Source organism: Pseudonocardia sp. Ae717_Ps2, from assembly GCF_001932475.1.
Taxonomy (GTDB): Bacteria; Actinomycetota; Actinomycetes; order Mycobacteriales; family Pseudonocardiaceae; genus Pseudonocardia.
Genome location: NZ_MCIS01000002.1, coordinates 61,225 through 80,702 on the forward strand (window position 1 = coordinate 61,225; position 19,478 = coordinate 80,702).

General features: G+C 68.8%; 23 protein-coding genes and 2 pseudogenes. 22 read left to right on the forward strand and 3 right to left on the reverse strand.

What is annotated here, in order from left to right:
- Positions 1 to 161 precede the first annotated feature (161 nt).
- Positions 162 to 542: a hypothetical protein gene (locus Ae717Ps2_RS29455; protein WP_075306063.1), complete on the forward strand. Its 381-nt coding sequence runs from the start codon at positions 162 to 164 to the stop codon at positions 540 to 542.
- A 524-nt stretch (positions 543 to 1,066) separates the two neighbouring features.
- Positions 1,067 to 1,468, forward strand: a complete 402-nt coding sequence (locus Ae717Ps2_RS29460; RefSeq protein ID WP_158071568.1) for a nuclear transport factor 2 family protein — start codon at positions 1,067 to 1,069, stop codon at positions 1,466 to 1,468.
- A gap of 443 nt (positions 1,469 to 1,911) precedes the next feature.
- Here Ae717Ps2_RS29460 and Ae717Ps2_RS29470 read toward each other — a convergent pair whose 3' ends face one another.
- Positions 1,912 to 2,511 carry a hypothetical protein gene (locus Ae717Ps2_RS29470; RefSeq protein ID WP_143510614.1) on the reverse strand — a complete coding sequence of 200 codons (600 nt, stop codon included), beginning with the start codon at positions 2,509 to 2,511 and terminating at the stop codon, positions 1,912 to 1,914.
- Between the two features lie 120 nt (positions 2,512 to 2,631).
- On the opposite strand from Ae717Ps2_RS29470, the gene Ae717Ps2_RS29475 reads away from it, so the two are divergent.
- From Ae717Ps2_RS29475 to Ae717Ps2_RS29510, 8 genes are all read left to right on the forward strand, one after another.
- A complete protein-coding gene (locus tag Ae717Ps2_RS29475) occupies positions 2,632 to 3,087 on the forward strand; it encodes a hypothetical protein (protein WP_139319155.1) in 456 nt (151 codons plus the stop codon).
- Between the two features lie 173 nt (positions 3,088 to 3,260).
- On the forward strand, positions 3,261 to 3,440 hold the full coding sequence (locus Ae717Ps2_RS36570) for a hypothetical protein (protein ID WP_143510617.1): 180 nt from the start codon (positions 3,261 to 3,263) through the stop codon (positions 3,438 to 3,440).
- 36 nt (positions 3,441 to 3,476) lie between these two features.
- Positions 3,477 to 4,787 carry a hypothetical protein gene (locus Ae717Ps2_RS29485; protein ID WP_075334440.1) on the forward strand — a complete coding sequence of 437 codons (1,311 nt, stop codon included), beginning with the start codon at positions 3,477 to 3,479 and terminating at the stop codon, positions 4,785 to 4,787.
- Positions 4,784 to 6,250, forward strand: coding sequence for an SCO6880 family protein (locus tag Ae717Ps2_RS29490; RefSeq protein WP_075334441.1), 1,467 nt, complete (start codon positions 4,784 to 4,786; stop codon positions 6,248 to 6,250). Before Ae717Ps2_RS29485 ends, Ae717Ps2_RS29490 begins: the two co-directional genes overlap by 4 nt.
- Before the next feature lie 43 nt (positions 6,251 to 6,293).
- On the forward strand, positions 6,294 to 7,769 hold the full coding sequence (locus tag Ae717Ps2_RS29495; RefSeq protein ID WP_233147828.1) for a hypothetical protein: 1,476 nt from the start codon (positions 6,294 to 6,296) through the stop codon (positions 7,767 to 7,769).
- Positions 7,769 to 9,697 carry a type IV secretory system conjugative DNA transfer family protein gene (locus Ae717Ps2_RS29500; RefSeq protein WP_143510619.1) on the forward strand — a complete coding sequence of 643 codons (1,929 nt, stop codon included), beginning with the start codon at positions 7,769 to 7,771 and terminating at the stop codon, positions 9,695 to 9,697. The genes Ae717Ps2_RS29495 and Ae717Ps2_RS29500 overlap by 1 nt, the downstream gene beginning before the upstream one ends.
- Positions 9,657 to 10,208 (forward strand): DUF4913 domain-containing protein, encoded by a 552-nt coding sequence (locus tag Ae717Ps2_RS29505; RefSeq protein ID WP_075334410.1) that lies wholly within the window; start codon positions 9,657 to 9,659, stop codon positions 10,206 to 10,208. Before Ae717Ps2_RS29500 ends, Ae717Ps2_RS29505 begins: the two co-directional genes overlap by 41 nt.
- Before the next feature lie 90 nt (positions 10,209 to 10,298).
- Entirely contained in the window at positions 10,299 to 11,336 is a 1,038-nt protein-coding gene (locus tag Ae717Ps2_RS29510) for a C40 family peptidase (RefSeq protein WP_075313345.1), read from the forward strand.
- A 110-nt stretch (positions 11,337 to 11,446) separates the two neighbouring features.
- Here Ae717Ps2_RS29510 and Ae717Ps2_RS29515 read toward each other — a convergent pair whose 3' ends face one another.
- Entirely contained in the window at positions 11,447 to 12,859 is a 1,413-nt protein-coding gene (locus Ae717Ps2_RS29515; RefSeq protein WP_075334444.1) for a gluconate:H+ symporter, read from the reverse strand.
- A gap of 190 nt (positions 12,860 to 13,049) precedes the next feature.
- Here Ae717Ps2_RS29515 and Ae717Ps2_RS40595 point away from each other — a divergent pair, with 190 nt between their 5' ends.
- From Ae717Ps2_RS40595 to Ae717Ps2_RS29570, 11 genes are all read left to right on the forward strand, one after another.
- Positions 13,050 to 13,370: a WhiB family transcriptional regulator gene (locus Ae717Ps2_RS40595; RefSeq protein ID WP_075334445.1), complete on the forward strand. Its 321-nt coding sequence runs from the start codon at positions 13,050 to 13,052 to the stop codon at positions 13,368 to 13,370.
- A 76-nt stretch (positions 13,371 to 13,446) separates the two neighbouring features.
- Positions 13,447 to 13,764 (forward strand): hypothetical protein, encoded by a 318-nt coding sequence (locus tag Ae717Ps2_RS29525; RefSeq protein ID WP_075334411.1) that lies wholly within the window; start codon positions 13,447 to 13,449, stop codon positions 13,762 to 13,764.
- Between the two features lie 131 nt (positions 13,765 to 13,895).
- On the forward strand, positions 13,896 to 14,735 hold the full coding sequence (locus Ae717Ps2_RS29530; protein ID WP_075334412.1) for a ParA family protein: 840 nt from the start codon (positions 13,896 to 13,898) through the stop codon (positions 14,733 to 14,735).
- Entirely contained in the window at positions 14,732 to 15,169 is a 438-nt protein-coding gene (locus Ae717Ps2_RS36575) for a hypothetical protein (RefSeq protein WP_143510583.1), read from the forward strand. The genes Ae717Ps2_RS29530 and Ae717Ps2_RS36575 overlap by 4 nt, the downstream gene beginning before the upstream one ends.
- Positions 15,170 to 15,301: 132 nt before the next feature.
- Positions 15,302 to 15,487, forward strand: coding sequence for a hypothetical protein (locus Ae717Ps2_RS29540; RefSeq protein WP_075313340.1), 186 nt, complete (start codon positions 15,302 to 15,304; stop codon positions 15,485 to 15,487).
- 132 nt (positions 15,488 to 15,619) lie between these two features.
- Complete coding sequence (locus Ae717Ps2_RS29545; RefSeq protein WP_075313340.1) at positions 15,620 to 15,805, forward strand: hypothetical protein; 186 nt, start codon at positions 15,620 to 15,622, stop codon at positions 15,803 to 15,805.
- A 132-nt stretch (positions 15,806 to 15,937) separates the two neighbouring features.
- Positions 15,938 to 16,123: a hypothetical protein gene (locus tag Ae717Ps2_RS29550; RefSeq protein WP_075313340.1), complete on the forward strand. Its 186-nt coding sequence runs from the start codon at positions 15,938 to 15,940 to the stop codon at positions 16,121 to 16,123.
- A gap of 132 nt (positions 16,124 to 16,255) precedes the next feature.
- Entirely contained in the window at positions 16,256 to 16,441 is a 186-nt protein-coding gene (locus tag Ae717Ps2_RS29555) for a hypothetical protein (RefSeq protein WP_075313340.1), read from the forward strand.
- A gap of 132 nt (positions 16,442 to 16,573) precedes the next feature.
- Entirely contained in the window at positions 16,574 to 16,759 is a 186-nt protein-coding gene (locus Ae717Ps2_RS29560; protein WP_075313340.1) for a hypothetical protein, read from the forward strand.
- A 132-nt stretch (positions 16,760 to 16,891) separates the two neighbouring features.
- Positions 16,892 to 17,077 carry a hypothetical protein gene (locus Ae717Ps2_RS29565; RefSeq protein WP_075313340.1) on the forward strand — a complete coding sequence of 62 codons (186 nt, stop codon included), beginning with the start codon at positions 16,892 to 16,894 and terminating at the stop codon, positions 17,075 to 17,077.
- A gap of 132 nt (positions 17,078 to 17,209) precedes the next feature.
- Positions 17,210 to 17,395, forward strand: coding sequence for a hypothetical protein (locus Ae717Ps2_RS29570; protein WP_075313340.1), 186 nt, complete (start codon positions 17,210 to 17,212; stop codon positions 17,393 to 17,395).
- 339 nt (positions 17,396 to 17,734) lie between these two features.
- On the opposite strand, the pseudogene Ae717Ps2_RS29575 reads toward Ae717Ps2_RS29570, so the two are convergent.
- Positions 17,735 to 18,613: pseudogene (locus Ae717Ps2_RS29575) on the reverse strand (IS256 family transposase); the annotation flags it as partial.
- On the opposite strand from Ae717Ps2_RS29575, the pseudogene Ae717Ps2_RS29580 reads away from it, so the two are divergent.
- Positions 18,609 to 19,457: pseudogene (locus Ae717Ps2_RS29580) on the forward strand (IS256 family transposase); the annotation flags it as partial. The pseudogenes Ae717Ps2_RS29575 and Ae717Ps2_RS29580 sit on opposite strands and share 5 nt — an antisense overlap.
- Positions 19,458 to 19,478: the final 21 nt, after the last annotated feature.

Consider the following 19,478-nt stretch of genomic DNA (forward strand, 5'->3'; position numbering starts at 1 on the left):
TGGTCAGGTCCGCTGTGGTCGGTCACGGTGCGCGGTCGCCACGCGCTGACCGGGTGATGGTCTTTGACCTGCAGTTTCCCGATCCGAATCCTCTCGTTGCAGCTGGTACGGGCTCCCCCTTGTATTCGAAGTGCCGGCATCATCTCTGGAGGACATGCGTGATGTGGAAGAAGTCTGGGATCGTCGTGGCTGCGTCGGCGGCGTCGCTGATGGCGCTCTCGCCGGTGGCGATGGCCCACGGCACCCACGATCAGGGTGACGGGATCGACAAGAGCGCCGAGGGTCTGATCGCGGGGCTCAACGGTAATAACGTCAACGTCCCGATCCAGGTCTGCAACAACGACATCCCGGTCAACGCGCTCGGTATCCAGGTCCCGATCGAGGACCTCGGCCTGGGTAACGGCCTGACCGGTGCGCTGGGGATCCTCGGATCCGGCACCGCGAAGTCCGGACACTCGGTCACCGACCAGTCCGACAACTGCGCCCAGACCGGCGCCGCCGGCGACGCGGTCAGCGCTGCCCACGGCAAGGGCCACAAGTAACACCCGGGGACTCAACACCCCGAGACGACGTCGTGAGGGGTGGTCGACGTGTATCCCGACTGTCCCTCACGACGAGGGGCGCACCAGGATCTTTCATCGAGGGGGCTGGTGCGCCCCACCGAACCGCCCGGTTCCCGGGCCCCGGCATCGCGCACAGTGTGCCGGGACCCGGGACCGGGCGGTTCTCGGTTCTCCCGAGGCGAACAGACATCGGCCTCGGAATCGGTGGCTGCGCCTCGGACGGGTACGGGGACCTCTCAGAGGGATGAAGGTGTTCCCCCGACCCGGGTCCGTGGGCCCCGGCCCGATGTGGAATGCGATAAGCAGCCCAGGTGAGTAGCGCAACGATGACGAGACAGGCCAGGACAGGTCCGGGGTGGGCGGTGGTGCTGGCGGGTGCGGCGTCGGCGGTGTTGGTCGCCGGGGGCTGCAGCCCCGGTCATGCCGGTCATGCCGGGCATGCCGGGCATGGGCAGCCTGCTGCGGTGTCGGAGTCGCCTGTCCCGACAACGACTCCGGTGCCGGTGGACAAGGCGAAGTTGGTCACCGATTTCTACACTCAGGCGTTCGTCCACCGTGATGTTGCGGGTGCGTCGCAGACCTATGTCGCGGAGAACTACATCCAGCACAACCCGCAGGTCCCGAACGGACGGGCGGCGTTCGTGGACACGATGGGCCCATATGTGAAGGACAGCGGGGTGACGTTCCGGATCGGGCGTGTCGTGGCTGAGGGTGACATCGTCGTGGTCCACGCGGAGTCGACGGAGAAGGATGGGAAGCGGTCCGCAGTCGCGGACTTCTTCCGTGTCGAGGGCGGGAAGATCGTCGAGCATTGGGATGTCATCCAGGCCATCCCCGGTGACACCGCCAACGGCAACCCGATGGTCCCCGCTCCTACCTCCTCGCAGGCCCCGGGGCATCCGTAGAGGAGTTCCCGCTCACCTCCGCCGCAGGTGTCGTACCGATCGATCCGATCAGCGCGGTGGTGACCAGGCTGGTGGTCTTGGTCGTGGCGGCGTGCCAGCCCCCACGATCGCCCGGGAGTAGCAGTCGATGACGAACGCGACGCAGACGAACCCGACCCAGCCACGGACGTAGGTGAAATCAGCGACCCGGCGCCGGGTCAGCGCGGCCGCCGGCGGCGGAGTCTCGGATGGCGCCGAAACGCGGTGAGCTCAACCGGTCGGCGCTGGCGGGTCGGCTCAGTGAGCCTTTTTCAACCTGGCGTTTGTGCTGGTCAAGCCGTCGAGTGGGCCTCCCCGGACCGCGACCGCGCGGCGGCCTGACCTGCATCATCGGGGATCTGGCCGCTGCCGACGGGGCCCCTGCCGCCGCTTCGCGGCGGGTCCTCGGTCAGGTTGAAAAAGGCTCAGTAGAGTCGTTCGCTGACGCGCCACAGTCCGTCGGGTCCAAAGGCGAGTGCCAGGGTCGCTGCGGCGTGTTCCGGCGGCGCCACCAGTCCATCGCCTTCACATCCGGTCCGGACGGCCCCGGTCACCTGGACATAAACCTGACGGTCGGTGCGCGGCGCCTCGGGCGGAATCACTGCGCCGATCTCGCTGACCGTGGTGCTGCACCGGTTAGCGACCAACTGCTCCCAGCCCGCCCCTGTCGCGGGGGCCTGCGCGGTGGCGGTGTTGTCCTGCGCGGCGGCTCCGGTCAGTACAGGGGCGACCCGCTCGGTCCAGGTGACCGGCCGCGGATCGGTGAAGTTCACCGACCGGGAGGCCTTCAACCAACGGCGTGCGGTCGTCAGCGGGTCACGGTCCGGGACTGCGTGGGGGCCGGCGGCCTGTGGGACTCCAGCGGCCCCCTCGTCGGGTGCTCGCGAGTCGGCGTGCTGGCCCGGCACGCACGCCGCGTACATGCTGCCGGCGAGCACGCCGCCGATGATGCCCACACCTACCCAAGCTCCGAGATTGCGCCGACGCAGCGACGTGTTCTCCGTGCCGGACTCACGCAGGGACATCTAGACCCCCTCACCGCACGCGTACTGCCTTGTCGTCTGAAACGATACGACATGTAGTCTATCTGCGGTCTGAAAATCGTCGGTCCGAGGGCAGGGGGAGATGTGCTCGATCCTCCGATCGTGGCGGGTGTTCTGGGTGGTGTCGGCACGACTCTGCTCGCTGAAGCGCTCCATGGCCACGACGACGGGATCTACCGCGCCCAGCGGCCCGTGCAGGTGCTCGTGTGCCGTTCGACGTCGAACTCGCTGCACTCGGCTCAGCGCGCGCTGCAGTACACCCCGACCGCCGCGTCGCCGCCGGTTCTAGCGATCGTCGATGACGTGCCGAACGCGGCCTGGGGACCGAACACGCAGAACAAGGTCCACATCACCGAGCCGTACGTGACCTCGGTCGTCCGGATCCCCCTGGTGACTGACTGGCGTGACGTCGAGTCGCCTCACAGCAGAGCATCGACCGTGCTCGCCGAGGACGAGCGGGATCTCCCCAAGGGAGTCCGCGCCTTCGCCAGGGCTCTACGGGAACTGGTCGGAGAAGTCATCAACCAGAACAGCGGTCACCGATCCCGCACCGCCTAAGCAGCGGCCCCCGCCACACCCCGGAGTGTCTTGCCGTGCTTCACGCTCTCAGTTCTCAACTCCTTGACCTCTACCCCTTGCAGCCGCCACCGGCGGTACCTCTCATTCCTGACCCGAGCCCCGGCCAGCTGCCCGGCAAACTCGGGGAGCACGCAAACACCATCATCGCCACAATGAAAGCCGTGCTGCTCGTTCTCGCCGCAGGCGCCGGACTCATCGGTGTCGGGTTGATCATGACCGGTTCGAAGAACCGCAGCGGGTATGCGGTCAGTGGCATCGAAAAGATTGGGATGGTACTTTTGGGCGTCGCGATCATGGGGGCGCTTCCGTCGATTCTCGGGCTCGTCGTATGACCTCCTTCATCTGATTGACGAGGAGTGGGCACACGCATGTTCGGGATCGACTCCTTAGCAACCGACTTCGGCGAGGCGGCCGTCGAGCTTCTGGGGATGTTGATGACCTGGTGGCTGGTCGTGCCGTCTCCGCTGGAGCAGGTCAAGGAAGTCCCCGGGCCGAACAATGTCGTCGCCCCCATCGCTCTGTTGATTCTGGCGGTCTCGCTGCTGACTCAGCTCGGTCGTCTGATGATCTCGGGCCGCCGGGAACCACTGGTCGAGGTCGGTCTCGGCCTGTTGAAGTTTGCCCTGGTGAACGCTGCTGCTCTATTCGCACTCAACATCGCTCTCGAAATGGGGGACGAGGCGTCGAAGGAGTTGCTCGGGAACGCGCTCCCGGAGTTCAATAAGGAGGTTGGCAACGCATTCGCGCACGCCCCGGTCGGTTCTGGCTTGAAACTGGTTGTGGCGCTGGCCCTGGTGCTCCTGGGATTGATCCAGTGGCTCTTCCTACTGTTTCGGCAGGGCGGGATCCTGGTGCTTGTCGCGTTGCTGCCGCTGGCGGCAGCGGGAGTGCTGACCAACGCCACGCGCCGCTGGTTGCCGACGATGGTGGCCTGGTTGATCGGCCTGGTGGTCTACAAGCCGTTGGCGGCGCTGATCTACGCGATCGGACTGGGACTGGTCAGTAAAGGCGAGGACGTTGCTACTGGGGGAGGGGACTTCGTCGCCGCGCTGACCGGGGTCGTGGTCCTGCTCATCGCAGTGTTCGCGCTGCCCGCAGTGATGAAGTTCTTCAGTTGGGCCCAGGTAGGGGTCGGCGGCGGCGGCTCGGTCGGCGGTGTGATCGCCGGTGCTGCGACCGGCGCGGTGTCGATGGGGGCACTCGGTTCTTCGCGGCGTCAGGAGATGACCGGTCCCGGTAGTGCTCCGGGGTGGACCCAGAGTGCTGCTTCTCCTCCCGGCGTGGCCGCCCAGAAGGCGTTGCCTGCCGGTGGTGCCGGTGGCAGCGGTCGGCAAGGCGCCGTCCGGTCGCCCGAGGGCGGTGGCGGATCGGCTGGCCGCGCAGCTCCCTCGGCGGCGGGTGGCGGAGCGTCCGGGGCTGGGGCTGTGCGAGGGGGCGCCTCCGCGGGAGGGCCTGCAGCAGGCCAGGCGGCCGGGGCTGCTGCCGGGGGCGCCGCAGTTGGTGGCGCTGCCGCGGCCGCCGGCCCTGCTGGTGCCGCAGCTGCGGCGGCCGGGTCCGCGGTGCAGAAGGGCAGGGCTGCCGCCGAGAACTTCGCCTCGCCGCCACAGGACCTCGGCGGCGCGGCACCGAGCAAGGGACCGGACGGTGCCGGCCCGGCCGGGCAGGGAGGTAATCAGTGACGGCGCCCCGCACCTACGGGAACTGGCGCCCGCCCCGCGGGTTCGGCATCGGGCAGCTCGGCACCGGCCAGACCATGACGGTCTTCCTCGCAATCGCTATCCCCGTCACGGTGCTGAACTTCTCAGGTCGGGCAGGCTCGGTTGCCCTGGTCATCGGTGCCCTCGTGATCGGCGCCGTGGTCATCAAGATCGGTGGTATCTCACTTTCGGATGTGGTTATGCGACGTCTGCGTTTCACTCGCAGTAAGGCGGCCGGCTGGACCGACCGCACCGGCGGGATGGTCACCGACCACCTGCGCCGCCACGACCTTCCCGGCCCGATGGGGCCGATCGTGCCGTTGTCCACCGATGACGGTCGCGGCGGCAAGCAGGGCCTGCTGTGGGACCGCCGCACCGGATGGCTGACCGCGGTGTTGCGGGTCTCCCCGGTCGGGCTGGACCTGGCTGATCCGGGCCAGGCCGACGCCTGGGTCGCGAACTGGGGTGCGTTTCTCGCCGACCTGGGATACCAGCCGATGATCCGCCATGTCGCGGTCACCGTCGACACGTCCCCGACGGGGGGCACCACGCTGCGTGACTACGTCAACGATCGTATCGACCCGCGCGCCCCGGCCTCCGCGCAAGCGGTCATGGCCGAGCTCGCCGCCACCGCCCCGTCCTCGTCCGCCGAGGTCGACTGCCGGGTGTCGGTGACCTTCGACCCGGCCCTGGCCACACCCCGACCGCCGGATCTGGCCGCCGGTGTCGCCGAGGTGACCCGCTGGCTGCCCGGCCTGGAGTCCCACCTGGCCATGGCCGGTGTCGCGGTACGCGGCCGCGCGACGGCTGCCTGGCTGACCGGGCGGCTGCGGGTCGCCTACGACCCGGCCAGCCGCTCGGACCTGACCGACTACGACGAGCAGGCCGACGAACTGCTGCGCTGGTCCGAGGCGGGCCCGGTCTCCTTCCAGGAGAGCTGGGACCACTGGCAGCACGACTCGGGGCTGTCGGTGTCGTGGGCGATGGTCGAGGCACCTCGCCAGTCGGTGATGGACCGCGTGCTGGTTCCGCTGCTGGCTGCGGGCCCGTTCGCGCGGCGGATGACCCTGCTCTACGAGCCGCTCTCGGCCGGTGCCGCCGCCGACGAGGTCGAGCGCGAGATCACCAACACCCAGGTCCGTCGGATGTGGGCGCACAAGACCAAACGCGACGAGACCCAGCGTGACCGTGACGATCTCTCGCGCGCGGTGCAGAGCGCCCGCGAAGAGGCCGAAGGCGCCGGCGTCGGCCGGTTCACCCTCTACGTGACCACCACCGTCTTCGACGCCGAGCAGATGCCCGCCGCGACCGCCGACGTCGAACAGCGCGCCGGGCAGGCCAAGGTGCGGCTGCGGCGCCTGCGTGGCGCGCAGATCACCGGGTTCGCCGCCTCCCTCGGTCTCGGGATCAACCCAGCCGAACTGGCCCGCCGCCCCCGCAAATGACCCACCGGTGCGCCTCGCTCACCTGCCTGACCAGGAGCCTTCCGTGACCACGATCTCCCTGCCCCCACAGCAGCAGCGCGACCCCGGTGCGCCGTATCGCGGTCGCCCGGTGCCCCGGGCTCTGGGGTGGGCGCTGCCCGGTGCCGGTCGCGCGGCGAGCGCCGAGCCCGGGGTGATGTGGCAGGGCACGACCACCCAGGTGTGCGGGATGTTCCCGTTCGCGGTCAGCTCGGGTGCGGCACCGCCCGGGGTGCCCATCGGCCATCACATGCACACCGCCGAGCCCGTGGGACTCGACCCGGCGGAGTGGCTACGCCAGGGGCTGGTGTCCAACACCGGCATGTGGATCCAGGGCCAGCCCGGCATCGGCAAGTCGACGATCGTGAAACGCCTGATGACCGGACTGGTCGCGTTCGGGTTCACCGCCGTGGTCCCCGGTGACGTCAAGGGCGAGTACACCCGCCTGGTCGAGCACCTCGACGGCCGCGTGTGGCGGATCGGGCGGGGCCTGCACTCGCTCAACCCGCTCGACGCGGGCCCCCTGCGGGCCGCGCTCGCCCAGACCAGCGGCGACGAACACGCCCGGCTGGCGGAAACCATCCGTGCCCGGCGGCTGTCGCTGCTCGAAGCGCTCGTGGTCATTGTGCGCCGCGCCGAGATCAGCGTGACCGAACGACGTCTACTCGGTGCCGCACTCGACCTGTGCGTGGATGGCACCACCGTCGGCGAGGAGCCGATCATCCCCGACGTCGTGCGGATCCTGGTCAGCCCGCCCGCGCTGCTGCTCGACATCGCTGCCTGCGACTCCAAGCTGGCCTTCCGCCGCGACGCCCGGGACCTGGTCAACACCTTGGAGCTGCTCTGCGCCGGCGCGATCCGGGGCCTGTTCGACCGCCCCTCCTCGATCACGGCCGACCTCGACACCCCGGCGTTGTCGCTGGACATCTCCGCCCTCGACGACGACGAGGACGAAGTCGTGGCCGCAGCGATGCTCTCGTCCTGGGCGTGGGCGGCCGCGGTCATCGACGGCTCGGCGGCGACGGGCCGACACCGCAACATCTTCCGCATCCAGGACGAGCTCTGGCGCGCGCTGCGCGTCGCCCCCGGGCTGGTGGAACGCTCCGACCGGGTCACCCGCTTGGGCCGCCACCGCGGCGAGATCTCCGCGCAGGTCACCCACTCCCTCGACGACCTCGAAGCACTACCCACCGAGGCCGACCGAGCCAAGGCCCGCGGCATGGCCCAACGCAACGGCGTCATGGTGCTCGGCGGCATGGCCGACAAGGAACTCGCCGCGATCAACGAGATCAGCCCGCTCACCGCAGCCGAGGCCGCGATGGTACGGGCCTGGGCCGCACCGCCGACCTGGATGACGGGCAGCACCCACCCCGGCCGCGGCCGGTACCTGATCAAGTCCGGTGAACGGATGGGACTACCCGTCGCCCTGTCACTGATGCCCAGCGAACGCGACCTCTACAACACCGACACCGCCTGGCAGCCCCGCACCGGACACGCCTGATGAGCACGCCTACGCCGCCGATCCCGTGGCAGCAGCTGGCCGTCCCCCTGATCGGGCTCGGGGCCCTCGGTACAGGGTTCGCGGCTACGACGTGCTGCTGGGTAGCAGCCACCGCCGCGGCCGAGGCTGCCCCGGGCTTCGGGGGGCCGACGCTGCGGGCGATGGTCTCCGCCGCCGGGACGGGCACCCTCGACCCCCTGATCGGGGTCGACGGCTCGCGCCCGGTGTTCTGGTCCGTGCTGGCCGGGGGGTTGGCTCTCCCACTCGGCCCCATCGCCGGCGGCGGGGTATGGATCGGTTCCCGCTCGGCTCGGCGCAGCGAACCGCGCTCGGTGATGGCAGGGCATCGCGCCACCCGTGACATGCGCGGTCGTGCAGCGCGGAAGCGAGCACAGCAGCTGCGGCCCTCCCTGGCCGGCCTCGACCGCATCGACAACCGGGACCTGGGGCTGTGTCTGGGGCGCCGGCTCGGCGGCGTCGGCGAGTCGCGGCTGCTGCATGCCTCCGAGGAAGACGTGATGCTCATGATCGCCGGGCCGCGGTCGAACAAGACCTCTGCCCAGGTCGTGCCCGCGATCCTCTCCGCGCCCGGCCCGGTCATTGCGACCAGCAACAAGGTTGACGCCTACACCTTGACCATCGGGCCGCGCGCCGAGCTGGGCCGCTGCTTCGTCGCGGATCCTCAGGGCATCGCCGGGGTCGAGCAGAGCTGGTGGTGGAACCCGCTCGCCGACATCAAGGACCTGGCCGACGCCGGGTATCTGGTCTCCCACTTCTCCCGCACTGTCGGTGCCGGCAACTCCAACGACGCCAACCCCTTCTTCACCAGAGGCGCCGAGCGGCTGCTCACCCAGCTCGTTCTGGCCGCCTCATGCAGCACCGGCAAGAGCCTGCGCGACGTCCGCTCATGGCTGGCCACCCAAGCCAATGAACCGGTCGGTCTGCTGGAGGCCGGCGGCTTCACCGAGATCGCGGAGGGCCTGCGGGGTCTGCAGGAAGCACCGGCAGAGACTCGCGGCGGCCTGTTCGAGACCGCGCTGACAGCCCTCGGCTCCCTGGAGTCCGAGGCCGTCGCCCGCCTGATCACCCCGCCCTCGACGTGGCGGGAACCACCCCGGGGACCGGTCGAGGAGTTCGACCCGTGGCGATTCCTGGTCGGCTACCAGACCGACAGCTCCGGTAACCCGGTCCCCCGCGACACCCTCTATCTACTCACCTGCGAAGGCGCCGGCAGCGGTGCCCCGGTCGTCGCCGCCCTGGTCGATCACCTGCTGCGCATCGCCGCCCAGGCCGCCACCGCCCAGGGCGGGCGACTCGATCCCCCGCTGCGCCCGGTACTGGACGAGGCCGCCAACGTGTGCCCCATCGCGAACCTTCCCGACCTCTACTCCTACTTCGGGTCGATGAGCATCCAGGTCATGTCGTTCCTACAGTCCTACCAGCAGGGCGTCGCGGTCTGGGGCAAGTCCGGGATGGACAAAATGTGGTCAGCGGCCACGATCAAACTGGTCGGCGCCGGAGTGCAGGACCCCGAGTTCGCACGCTGGATCAGCGACCTCATCGGACCACTGGAGGTACCGACCTACTCCCACCAGTACGGCCGCGGCGGAAGATCCACATCGACGTCGATGCGGGAGAAACCGGTGATGACTGTCGCCGACGTGGGCTCGCTCGACAAACGCCACGCCATCCTGCTCTCCACCGGCCGCCGCCCGGTGCTGCTGGAACTGATGCCCTGGTACCGCGAAGACGACGCCGACACGATCAGCGCCCACGCCGCCGAGGCCACCGCCCAGGTCCGCCAATCGGCGGTGACCGCGCTCGGCCCCCGCAACCCACTCGCCCAGCTCCTCGCCGCCCGCGAGCACGACCCCCACAGAGGAGGCCATGATCGGCCCGGATCCCAGCGGCGACCTCGCACCCGGTGACTGGGCGGCGATACTCGCCGCACTTACCCAGCTGCGCACGGAGAACGCGACTCTCACCGCCCGACTGGGAGAACTCGACCACCGAGTCGAGAACATCGAGGGGGCCTTCGACGCGATAGAGGACGCCCCGCCGGACACCGGGCTGGACATGCGTGAACTCGTCCCGTGGGTACGCGACCACATCGCCCAGCTGCTCGAACGCCGGCTGCCGCAGAACAAGGGCCGCCTGCGGTGGTGTCGTAGCTGGTGGCTACACCCGGAGGCGATCGCACGCTTCGACGCGCTGCACCGCTCCTGGACCGAAGCGACCGACGCCAGCCGGGGCAACGCCCTGGCCACCTACTACGACCACCTCGACCGCCAGCTCGCGACCTTGATGGACGAACACGGCCCGTTCAGCGCCTGCGAAGGCGGACACCACGGCACCGAGCGTTTCGTGACCAAGCTCGGGCAGCTCGACCCGCCGGCGGAATACTTCGACGTCTTCGACGCGAAGATCGACCACATATAGCCAGCCTCAACCATACGGCGGTAGCACTGGGAAGCAGGAAATATCATCCATATGTATCTAATGTAGTCACCGAAATGATACGTTTTGCTGGTGCGTGCAGCTGCGGCCAGCGGGGCCCTCGCGCTCGGTGTGGTCCTGTCCCTCGGGTTCCTCCTGATCGTGGCCGTGGCAGGTGACGGCGGCCGGCTCGTCCCTGGCCTACCCGGTGTGGTGTGCGCGCCGCCGGGAGCCGATCCAGCGCAGCTGATCGAGGGACTCGGCCCCGAGCAGGTCAGCAACGCCGGACTGATCGTGGCCACCGGAGTCGAAATGGATGTCCCGCGGCACGGGCGGGTCATCGCGTTGGCGACCGCGATGCAGGAGTCGAGCCTGAAGAACCTGGCCAACTCCAACGTCCCCCAGTCGCTCGAACTGCCCAATCAAGGCGTCGGCAGCGACCACGACTCAGTCGGGTTGTTCCAGCAGCGCGAGGCCGGCTGGGGCGACGTCGCCACCCGGATGGACCCGCGCCAGTCCGCCCGCCTGTTCTACAACGCGCTCCTACAAGTCCCCGGGTGGGAATCGCTGCCCGTCACCCGAGCCGCCCAGCTGGTCCAGATCAGCGCGTTCCCCGATGCCTACGCCAAGTGGGAGCAGGTCGCCGCCACCCTCGCGGGGGCGTTGGAAGGGGTCGAGTGCGGGCCGCAGACCAGCTCCGTCCCTGCCGCCGATCCACAGATCCAGCGCGTCGTCGACCGCGCCATGTCCCAGCAAGGCCAGCCCTACGTGTGGGGCGGTGGTGACGCCAACGGGCCGACCCGCGGCGGGTTCGACTGCTCCGGGCTCATGGTCTACGCCTTCGCCGAGATCGGCATCGGCGTGCCCCACCAGACCCAGGCCATCTGGAACTCCTTCCAGCCCGCGATCACCGACCAGGCCGCGATCCAGCCCGGCGACATGGTGCTGTTCTCCTCCAACGGCCAGCCCGGCGGCATCCACCACGTCGGCCTCTACCTGGGCAACGGGCAGATGCTGCACGCCCCCGAAACCGGCGACGTAGTCAAGATCGAGCCCGACATCTGGTCCCACACCTACTACACCCAGGAATTCATCGGAGCTGTCCGCGCGACGAACCCCACCGCGGCATGACGTGTGCCCGGCACTGGGTCCCGCGCCTGCCGCTCCTCGACGACTCCGAAGTCAACGAAACATTGACGGCACTCTTCCTCTTCTCGGCCTGGCTCGGCTGGCCGAGGAGCTCAGGTGAGGGTGCCGAGGGCGAATACCGCGCAGGCCAGGGTGAACCCGACCAGGGAGATGAGGGTTTTGATCACGCTCCAGGTGCGGAAGGTGGTGGGGACGTCCATACCGAGTAGGCGCCCGATCATCCAGAAGCTGGCGTCGTTGACGTGGGGGAAAATCGAGGACCCGGCGGCGAGTGCCAGTACGACTGCGACGGTCTGAACGGGTCCGAGCCCGGCCGCGACGACGGAGGCGCCGAGGAGCCCGGCGGCGGTGGTGATGGTGACGGTCGCGGTGCCGAGCGCGATCCGCAGGATCGCTGAGACCGCGAACACCGAGACGATCACGGGTAGGCCGGTCGCGCTCAGGGTCTTGGCGAGTGCATCACCGATACCGCTGGCGATCAGGACCGCGCCGAACATGCCGCCGGCGCCGGTGATGAACACGACCGACGCGATCGGTTTGAGAGCGTTGTCGAGCAGGTCTTCCACGACCGCTGCGGGTTGACCGCGTCTGGTGCCGAGTACGTGGCTGGCGATGAGCACGGTGATCAGCAGTGCGATCGGGGTCGACCCGATGAACATCACGATTTCTGCCCACGCTGCTGCGTGATCGATCGTTCCGGTCTTCCCGAGAGTGGCGACCGTGGTGTTCGCGAAGATCAGCACCAGTGGGAGTAGCAGCAACGCGACGACCGTGCCCGGCCGCGGCGGTGGTGGCGGCGCTGTGCCGTCGGCGGCGTGGTCGACCAGTGGCCCGCCGGTCAGCAGGTCCGGGACCGGGAGCACGATCCGCTGCCCGATCCAGACGCTGTAGAGGTACGCGCCGAGGTACCAGGTCGGGACAGCGACCAGGACGCCGATCAGGATCACCAGGCCGACGTCAGCGCCGAGTAGCACAGTCGCCGCGACTGCCCCTGGGTGCGGTGGCAGGAACACGTGCACCGTGGACAATGCCGCCGCCGCGGGCAGAGCGTGGATCAACACACCGCCGCCGACTCGCCGGGCGATCGTGAAGATGATCGGCAGCATCACCATGAACGCGGCATCGAAGAAGATCGGGAACCCGAACAACAGCGACACCACACCCAGCGCCAACGGTGCCCGTTGTTCGGTGAACCGGGCCACCAAGGCATCCGACAACGCCCGCGCGGCCCCGCTGGTCTCGGCGAGCCGTCCGAACATCGCGCCGAGCCCGACCAACAGGGCGACCTCCCCGAGGGTCGTCCCGAAACCGTCGACGAGGACATCGAGTACCGCGCCCGGTGGGATCCGGGCCGCGAACGCCGTCGCCGCAGACACGACGATCAACGCCAGCAGTGGGTGCACCTTGAACCGGATGATCGCCACCAGCAGAACAGCGATCGCCCCCACCGCGATACTCAGCAGCCCGCCGGTGCTCAACGGTGAGACCCAGTTCTCCACCACCAGCTCCTGTCCACGCAAGAGGACCTGTTCGAGACAAGACGCCACGAGGACACCGCTGTCCTCTCGGAAACACTTCGAGGACGAAGACATCCTGCCGCACCAGAACGGCGCCGGCCAGCTACAGAGCGAAGCCACCTACACCGAGTGACCCCTGGGGACGGTGGCGGTGGGGACGTATGGCACCTTCCGCGACATGAAGGCTCGGTCATCCTGCTCTCCCCAGAACGCGGAGGTGCTCCAGAAGGCTGTTTCCCGATCGTGGTGGGGGCAGGCTGCGTGCGTCTCGATGGACACCGAGATGTTCTTCCCCAGCCCTCACAAGACCGGGGCAGATGCCGCCGCGAAGCAGACGTGTGCAGCGTGTCCGGTCAGTAGGCAGTGTTTGGAGCACGCCTTGTCCGTGGGGGAGTACTACGGGATATGGGGCGGTCTGGCAGCTCACGAACGTCAGAGGCTCCCCAGATGGGGCCCTCAGGGCGGGGTGACCCGCGAGTCGAGATCCCAGGCGGGGTAGCGGCTGAGCGCCCCATGAAGGTGACGTCACCCCAGACACCCTGGTCAACAAGCCACAAATTGCGCACAGTTAGCACATGAACACCCACCGCGACACCTCCCGCGATCGTCGACCCACGCGGGCCAGCCCCGGCAGCTATTCAGCCTCTACTGAGAGCAGCGATGAGGTCGCCACCATCGTGTTCACCAGAGCCGCGCTCGACGACGCCCTGCGCACCCCGCCTCGTCGTACTGACCGGCGCCGCACCGACCGACGACGGCAACAAGACCAGCACCGCGCCGCCGCCTCGGCAACCGCACCGACGCCAGCGAACCAGGGCTCCTGGCTCGCCCTCGTTGTCCTTGGGCTTGTCCTGGTGATCGTCATGCTGGTCATCACCATCACCTGGACCTGACCACCATCACACCGGGCTCTACACCAACCACGACGTGACCGAACACCGCTTCAACCGACTCCCCTCTCCCATACACGCGTATTGAGGCGTGGATATTGAGTATGGGCAGGTATGGATCTAGGGTCTCGGTCATGCGGATATATGCGGTGGCGAACCAGAAAGGCGGGGTCGGGAAGACGACCTCGACCATCAACCTCGGGCGCGCACTCTCAGAACTGGGGCGTCGGGTGCTCCTGGTGGACTTCGACCCCCAGGGACACCTGACGGAGGCGATCGGTGCTCCAGCGGCGCCGGCCGAAGGCGCGAACCTGGCACGAGCGCTACTGGGACAGTGGTCCGGCGAGCTCGGCGACCTGCTGCACAAGGTGTCCGACAACCTTTTCGTGCTGTGCACCAGCGACGACATGTTTCTGCTGGAACCCCAGATGTACGCGCGGACCGGGCGGGAACAGCTACTTTCGCGGTTCCTGGACGCGCTGACCGACGTGTTTGACGACGTCGTGATCGACTGCCCTCCCAGCCTGGGCGCAATCAACGACTCAGCGCTGGTCGCGACCCGCCGACGCACCACCGGCGGCCACTCCGAGGTCACCGGGAAGATCATCATCCCGGTCGGGGCCGAGGACTCCAGCATCCGCGCGCTGCGCCTGCTCCTGCGCCAGGTCCGCACGCTGTGTGAAGCACTGAACATCGAACTGAACATCGCAGGCCTACTGGTAAACCTCTACGACGCTCGCCGCGGCAAGGTCGCCACGACCACTCTGGAGGCGTTCAAGAACCACCCGCTCGGCGTGGTCGAAGTGATCCACGACCGTGCGAAGGTCCGCGACTCCTGGCGCGAACGCACACCGCTGATGGATTACGCGCCCGACTCCGAGAACGCCGAGGCATTCCGCAACCTCGCCCGCCGACTGGCCGTCAACGAGATCCCTGGCACGACGGCCGGAGCGACCACGGCGGTGACGGCATGAGCAAGAACTACCCACTGCCACCGCCAGACATGAGCGACACCGACCCCGACGCGGTGCTGCGGCGGCGCATCAGCATCCCCGACTCAACCACGCCCACACCTGCTCATACACCATCCAGACCTAGCCATACACAGGAAGACCCGAGTCCGCATCAAGCACGGAAAAGCAAGGAAGGTAAACGCGCCCAGCCCGATCCGGTCGGGATGCGACGAGTGTCGCTGTACGTCACCGAGGAGGCCGCCGACGCGTTGGAGACAGCAGCAGGCCAGGTACTCGCCACCCTGGGCGGCAACACGCCCCGCCACCTCGCACTCTCCGCGCTGCTGATCGCCGGCGCCGACCAGACACAGCCGGTCACCCGACACCTCGCCGCGCAGCAGGCCACCGAACTCACCGCCCGCCTGGCCGCGCTCCAGCAGGTCAACGACACATAGCCTCCACCGACCCACACACAGACACACACGGCCATACACGCCCGTACCTCCCCATTCCCGGAAGATGGGCGAGGTACGGGGCGCCCATGAAAGCGGGGATCGCTGCAGGCCACCGAGGAGGCCGCCGACGCGTTGGAGACAGCAGCAGGCCAGGTACTCGCCACCCTGGGCGGCAACACGCCCCGCCACCTCGCACTCTCCGCGCTGCTGATCGCCGGCGCCGACCAGACACAGCCGGTCACCCGACACCTCGCCGCGCAGCAGGCCACCGAACTCACCGCCCGCCTGGCCGCGCTCCAGCAGGTCAACGACACATAGCCTCCACCGACCCACACACAGACACACACGGCCATACACGCCCGTACCTCCCCATTCCCGGAAGATGGGCGAGGTACGGGGCGCCCATGAAAGCGGGGATCGCTGCAGGCCACCGAGGAGGCCGCCGACGCGTTGGAGACAGCAGCAGGCCAGGTACTCGCCACCCTGGGCGGCAACACGCCCCGCCACCTCGCACTCTCCGCGCTGCTGATCGCCGGCGCCGACCAGACACAGCCGGTCACCCGACACCTCGCCGCGCAGCAGGCCACCGAACTCACCGCCCGCCTGGCCGCGCTCCAGCAGGTCAACGACACATAGCCTCCACCGACCCACACACAGACACACACGGCCATACACGCCCGTACCTCCCCATTCCCGGAAGATGGGCGAGGTACGGGGCGCCCATGAAAGCGGGGATCGCTGCAGGCCACCGAGGAGGCCGCCGACGCGTTGGAGACAGCAGCAGGCCAGGTACTCGCCACCCTGGGCGGCAACACGCCCCGCCACCTCGCACTCTCCGCGCTGCTGATCGCCGGCGCCGACCAGACACAGCCGGTCACCCGACACCTCGCCGCGCAGCAGGCCACCGAACTCACCGCCCGCCTGGCCGCGCTCCAGCAGGTCAACGACACATAGCCTCCACCGACCCACACACAGACACACACGGCCATACACGCCCGTACCTCCCCATTCCCGGAAGATGGGCGAGGTACGGGGCGCCCATGAAAGCGGGGATCGCTGCAGGCCACCGAGGAGGCCGCCGACGCGTTGGAGACAGCAGCAGGCCAGGTACTCGCCACCCTGGGCGGCAACACGCCCCGCCACCTCGCACTCTCCGCGCTGCTGATCGCCGGCGCCGACCAGACACAGCCGGTCACCCGACACCTCGCCGCGCAGCAGGCCACCGAACTCACCGCCCGCCTGGCCGCGCTCCAGCAGGTCAACGACACATAGCCTCCACCGACCCACACACAGACACACACGGCCATACACGCCCGTACCTCCCCATTCCCGGAAGATGGGCGAGGTACGGGGCGCCCATGAAAGCGGGGATCGCTGCAGGCCACCGAGGAGGCCGCCGACGCGTTGGAGACAGCAGCAGGCCAGGTACTCGCCACCCTGGGCGGCAACACGCCCCGCCACCTCGCACTCTCCGCGCTGCTGATCGCCGGCGCCGACCAGACACAGCCGGTCACCCGACACCTCGCCGCGCAGCAGGCCACCGAACTCACCGCCCGCCTGGCCGCGCTCCAGCAGGTCAACGACACATAGCCTCCACCGACCCACACACAGACACACACGGCCATACACGCCCGTACCTCCCCATTCCCGGAAGATGGGCGAGGTACGGGGCGCCCATGAAAGCGGGGATCGCTGCAGGCCACCGAGGAGGCCGCCGACGCGTTGGAGACAGCAGCAGGCCAGGTACTCGCCACCCTGGGCGGCAACACGCCCCGCCACCTCGCACTCTCCGCGCTGCTGATCGCCGGCGCCGACCAGACACAGCCGGTCACCCGACACCTCGCCGCGCAGCAGGCCACCGAACTCACCGCCCGCCTGGCCGCGCTCCAGCAGGTCAACGACACATAGCCTCCACCGACCCACACACAGACACACACGGCCATACACGCCCGTACCTCCCCATTCCCGGAAGATGGGCGAGGTACGGGGCGCCCATGAAAGCGGGGATCGCTGCAGGCCACCGAGGAGGCCGCCGACGCGTTGGAGACAGCAGCAGGCCAGGTACTCGCCACCCTGGGCGGCAACACGCCCCGCCACCTCGCACTCTCCGCGCTGCTGATCGCCGGCGCCGACCAGACACAGCCGGTCACCCGACACCTCGCCGCGCAGCAGGCCACCGAACTCACCGCCCGCCTGGCCGCGCTCCAGCAGGTCAACGACACATAGCCTCCACCGACCCACACACAGACACACACGGCCATACACGCCCGTACCTCCCCATTCCCGGAAGATGGGCGAGGTACGGGGCGCCCATGAAAGCGGGGATCGCTGCAGGCCACCGAGGAGGCCGCCGACGCGTTGGAGACAGCAGCAGGCCAGGTAGGGCCTTACCCGTGCGTGGGCGGTGTTGATGGCCTTCTGGTTCGCTGACAGGGGCCGGTAGCGGCCGGTGTCGAGGTCACGGCGACGGCGGCGGTGAGGGACGGTGATCGCGGGGCCTCCGCCCTGGTATGCGGTGTCAGCGAACGCCTGCGAGCAATCGTCAAGACCTGTGGATGAAGATCTTTAGGCGGCTTCCGGTTGGTGGTGGTCGTCGGGTCGTTCAACGAGTCGTCCGGCTTCGAAGACTGCTCCGGCGCGGACGAGCGCGACCAGGTGCGGGCCGTTGACCGCGCGCCAGCGGTCCTGGGCGGCTTCGATCAGCTTGAACGCCATCGCCAGCCCGGCCGCCCGGGATCCCGGCCCCTTCGTGATCTTCGTGCGGTGCCGGACGGTGGCGAAGGTGGACTCGATCGGGTTGGTGGTGCGTAGGTGCTGCCAGTGCTCGGCCGGGTAGTCGTAGAACGCCAGCAGCTCGTCGAGGTCATCGGTGATCTTGGAGACCGCGTTGGCGAACTTCGCGCCGTAGGTGGTCTCGAAGGACTTCACGACGTCGAGGGCGTGACGGCGGTCCTCGGCGTTCCAGATCTCGGCCAGCGCCTTCTTCGCCCCGGGTTGGGCGGAGCGCGGCATGGCGCCGAGCACGTTGGCGATCTTGTGAAACCAGCACCTCTGCTCCCGCGTGGCCGGGAAGACCTCGCGCAGCGCGCCCCAGAACCCCAGCGCGCCGTCGGCGATCGCGAGTACCGGGGCCCGCATGCCGCGACGCGCGCAGTCGCGCAGCAGGTCTGCCCATGACTCGGTCGACTCGCGGTAGCCGTCGGCGAGAGCGACGAGTTCCTTGCGGCCGTCGGCGCGGACCCCGATCAGCACGAGCAGACACAGCTTGTGCTCGGCGAGGCGGATGTTGACGCGGATCCCGTCGGCCCACAGGTAGACGTAGTCCACTCCGGACAGGTCGCGGGCGGCGAAGGCGCGTTGCTCGGCCTTCCAGGTCTGGGTCAGCTTCGTGACTGTGGCCGCGGAGAGCCCGGCCGTGGAGCCGAGGAACTGCCCCAGCGCGGGCCTGTCCTCATCGACGATCACCAGGCTGACCGAGACCTGGAAGACCGAGCAGCAGGCGTTCTCCCACCGGGACCTGTCCAGGGTGGACTACGTGTACGTGTGGGCCGAGGGCATCCACGTCACCATCGGCCTCGCCGAGCACAAGTTGTGCCTGCTCGTGCTGATCGGGGTCCGCGCCGACGGGCACAAGGAACTCGTCGCCCTCGCCGACGGCTACCGCGAGTCGACCGAGTCCTGGGCGGACCTGCTGCGCGACTGCGCGCGGCGCGGCATGCGCACCCCCGTCCTGGCCGTCGGGGACGGCGCGCTCGGGTTCTGGGGCGCGCTACGGGAGGTGTTCCCCGAGACCCGTGAGCAGCGCTGCTGGGTCCACAAGACCGCCAACGTCCTCGCCGCACTGCCCAAGAGTGCGCACCCGGGGGCGAAGAAGGCGCTGGCAGAGATCTGGAACGCCGAAGACCGCCGCCACGCCCTGGACGCGGTACGCGCGTTCGAAGCCGCTTACGGGGCGAAGTTCGGCAAGGCCGCCGCGAAGGTCACCGACGACGTCGATGTACTGCTCGCGGTCTATGACTTCCCCGCTGAGCACTGGATCCACCTGCGCACCACGAACCCCATCGAGTCCACGTTCGCGACCGTCCACCACCGCACCCGGGTCACCCGCAGGCCGGGCTCACGCGCGGCCGGGCTGGCGATGGCGTTCAAGCTCATCGAAGCCGCCCAGGACCGCTGGCGCGCGGTCAACGGCCCGCACCTGGTCGCGCTCGTCCGCGCCGGAGCAGTCTTCGAAGCCGGACGACTCGTTGAACGACCCGACGACCACACCCACACCGAAGCCGCCTAAAAGATCTCCATCCACAGGTCT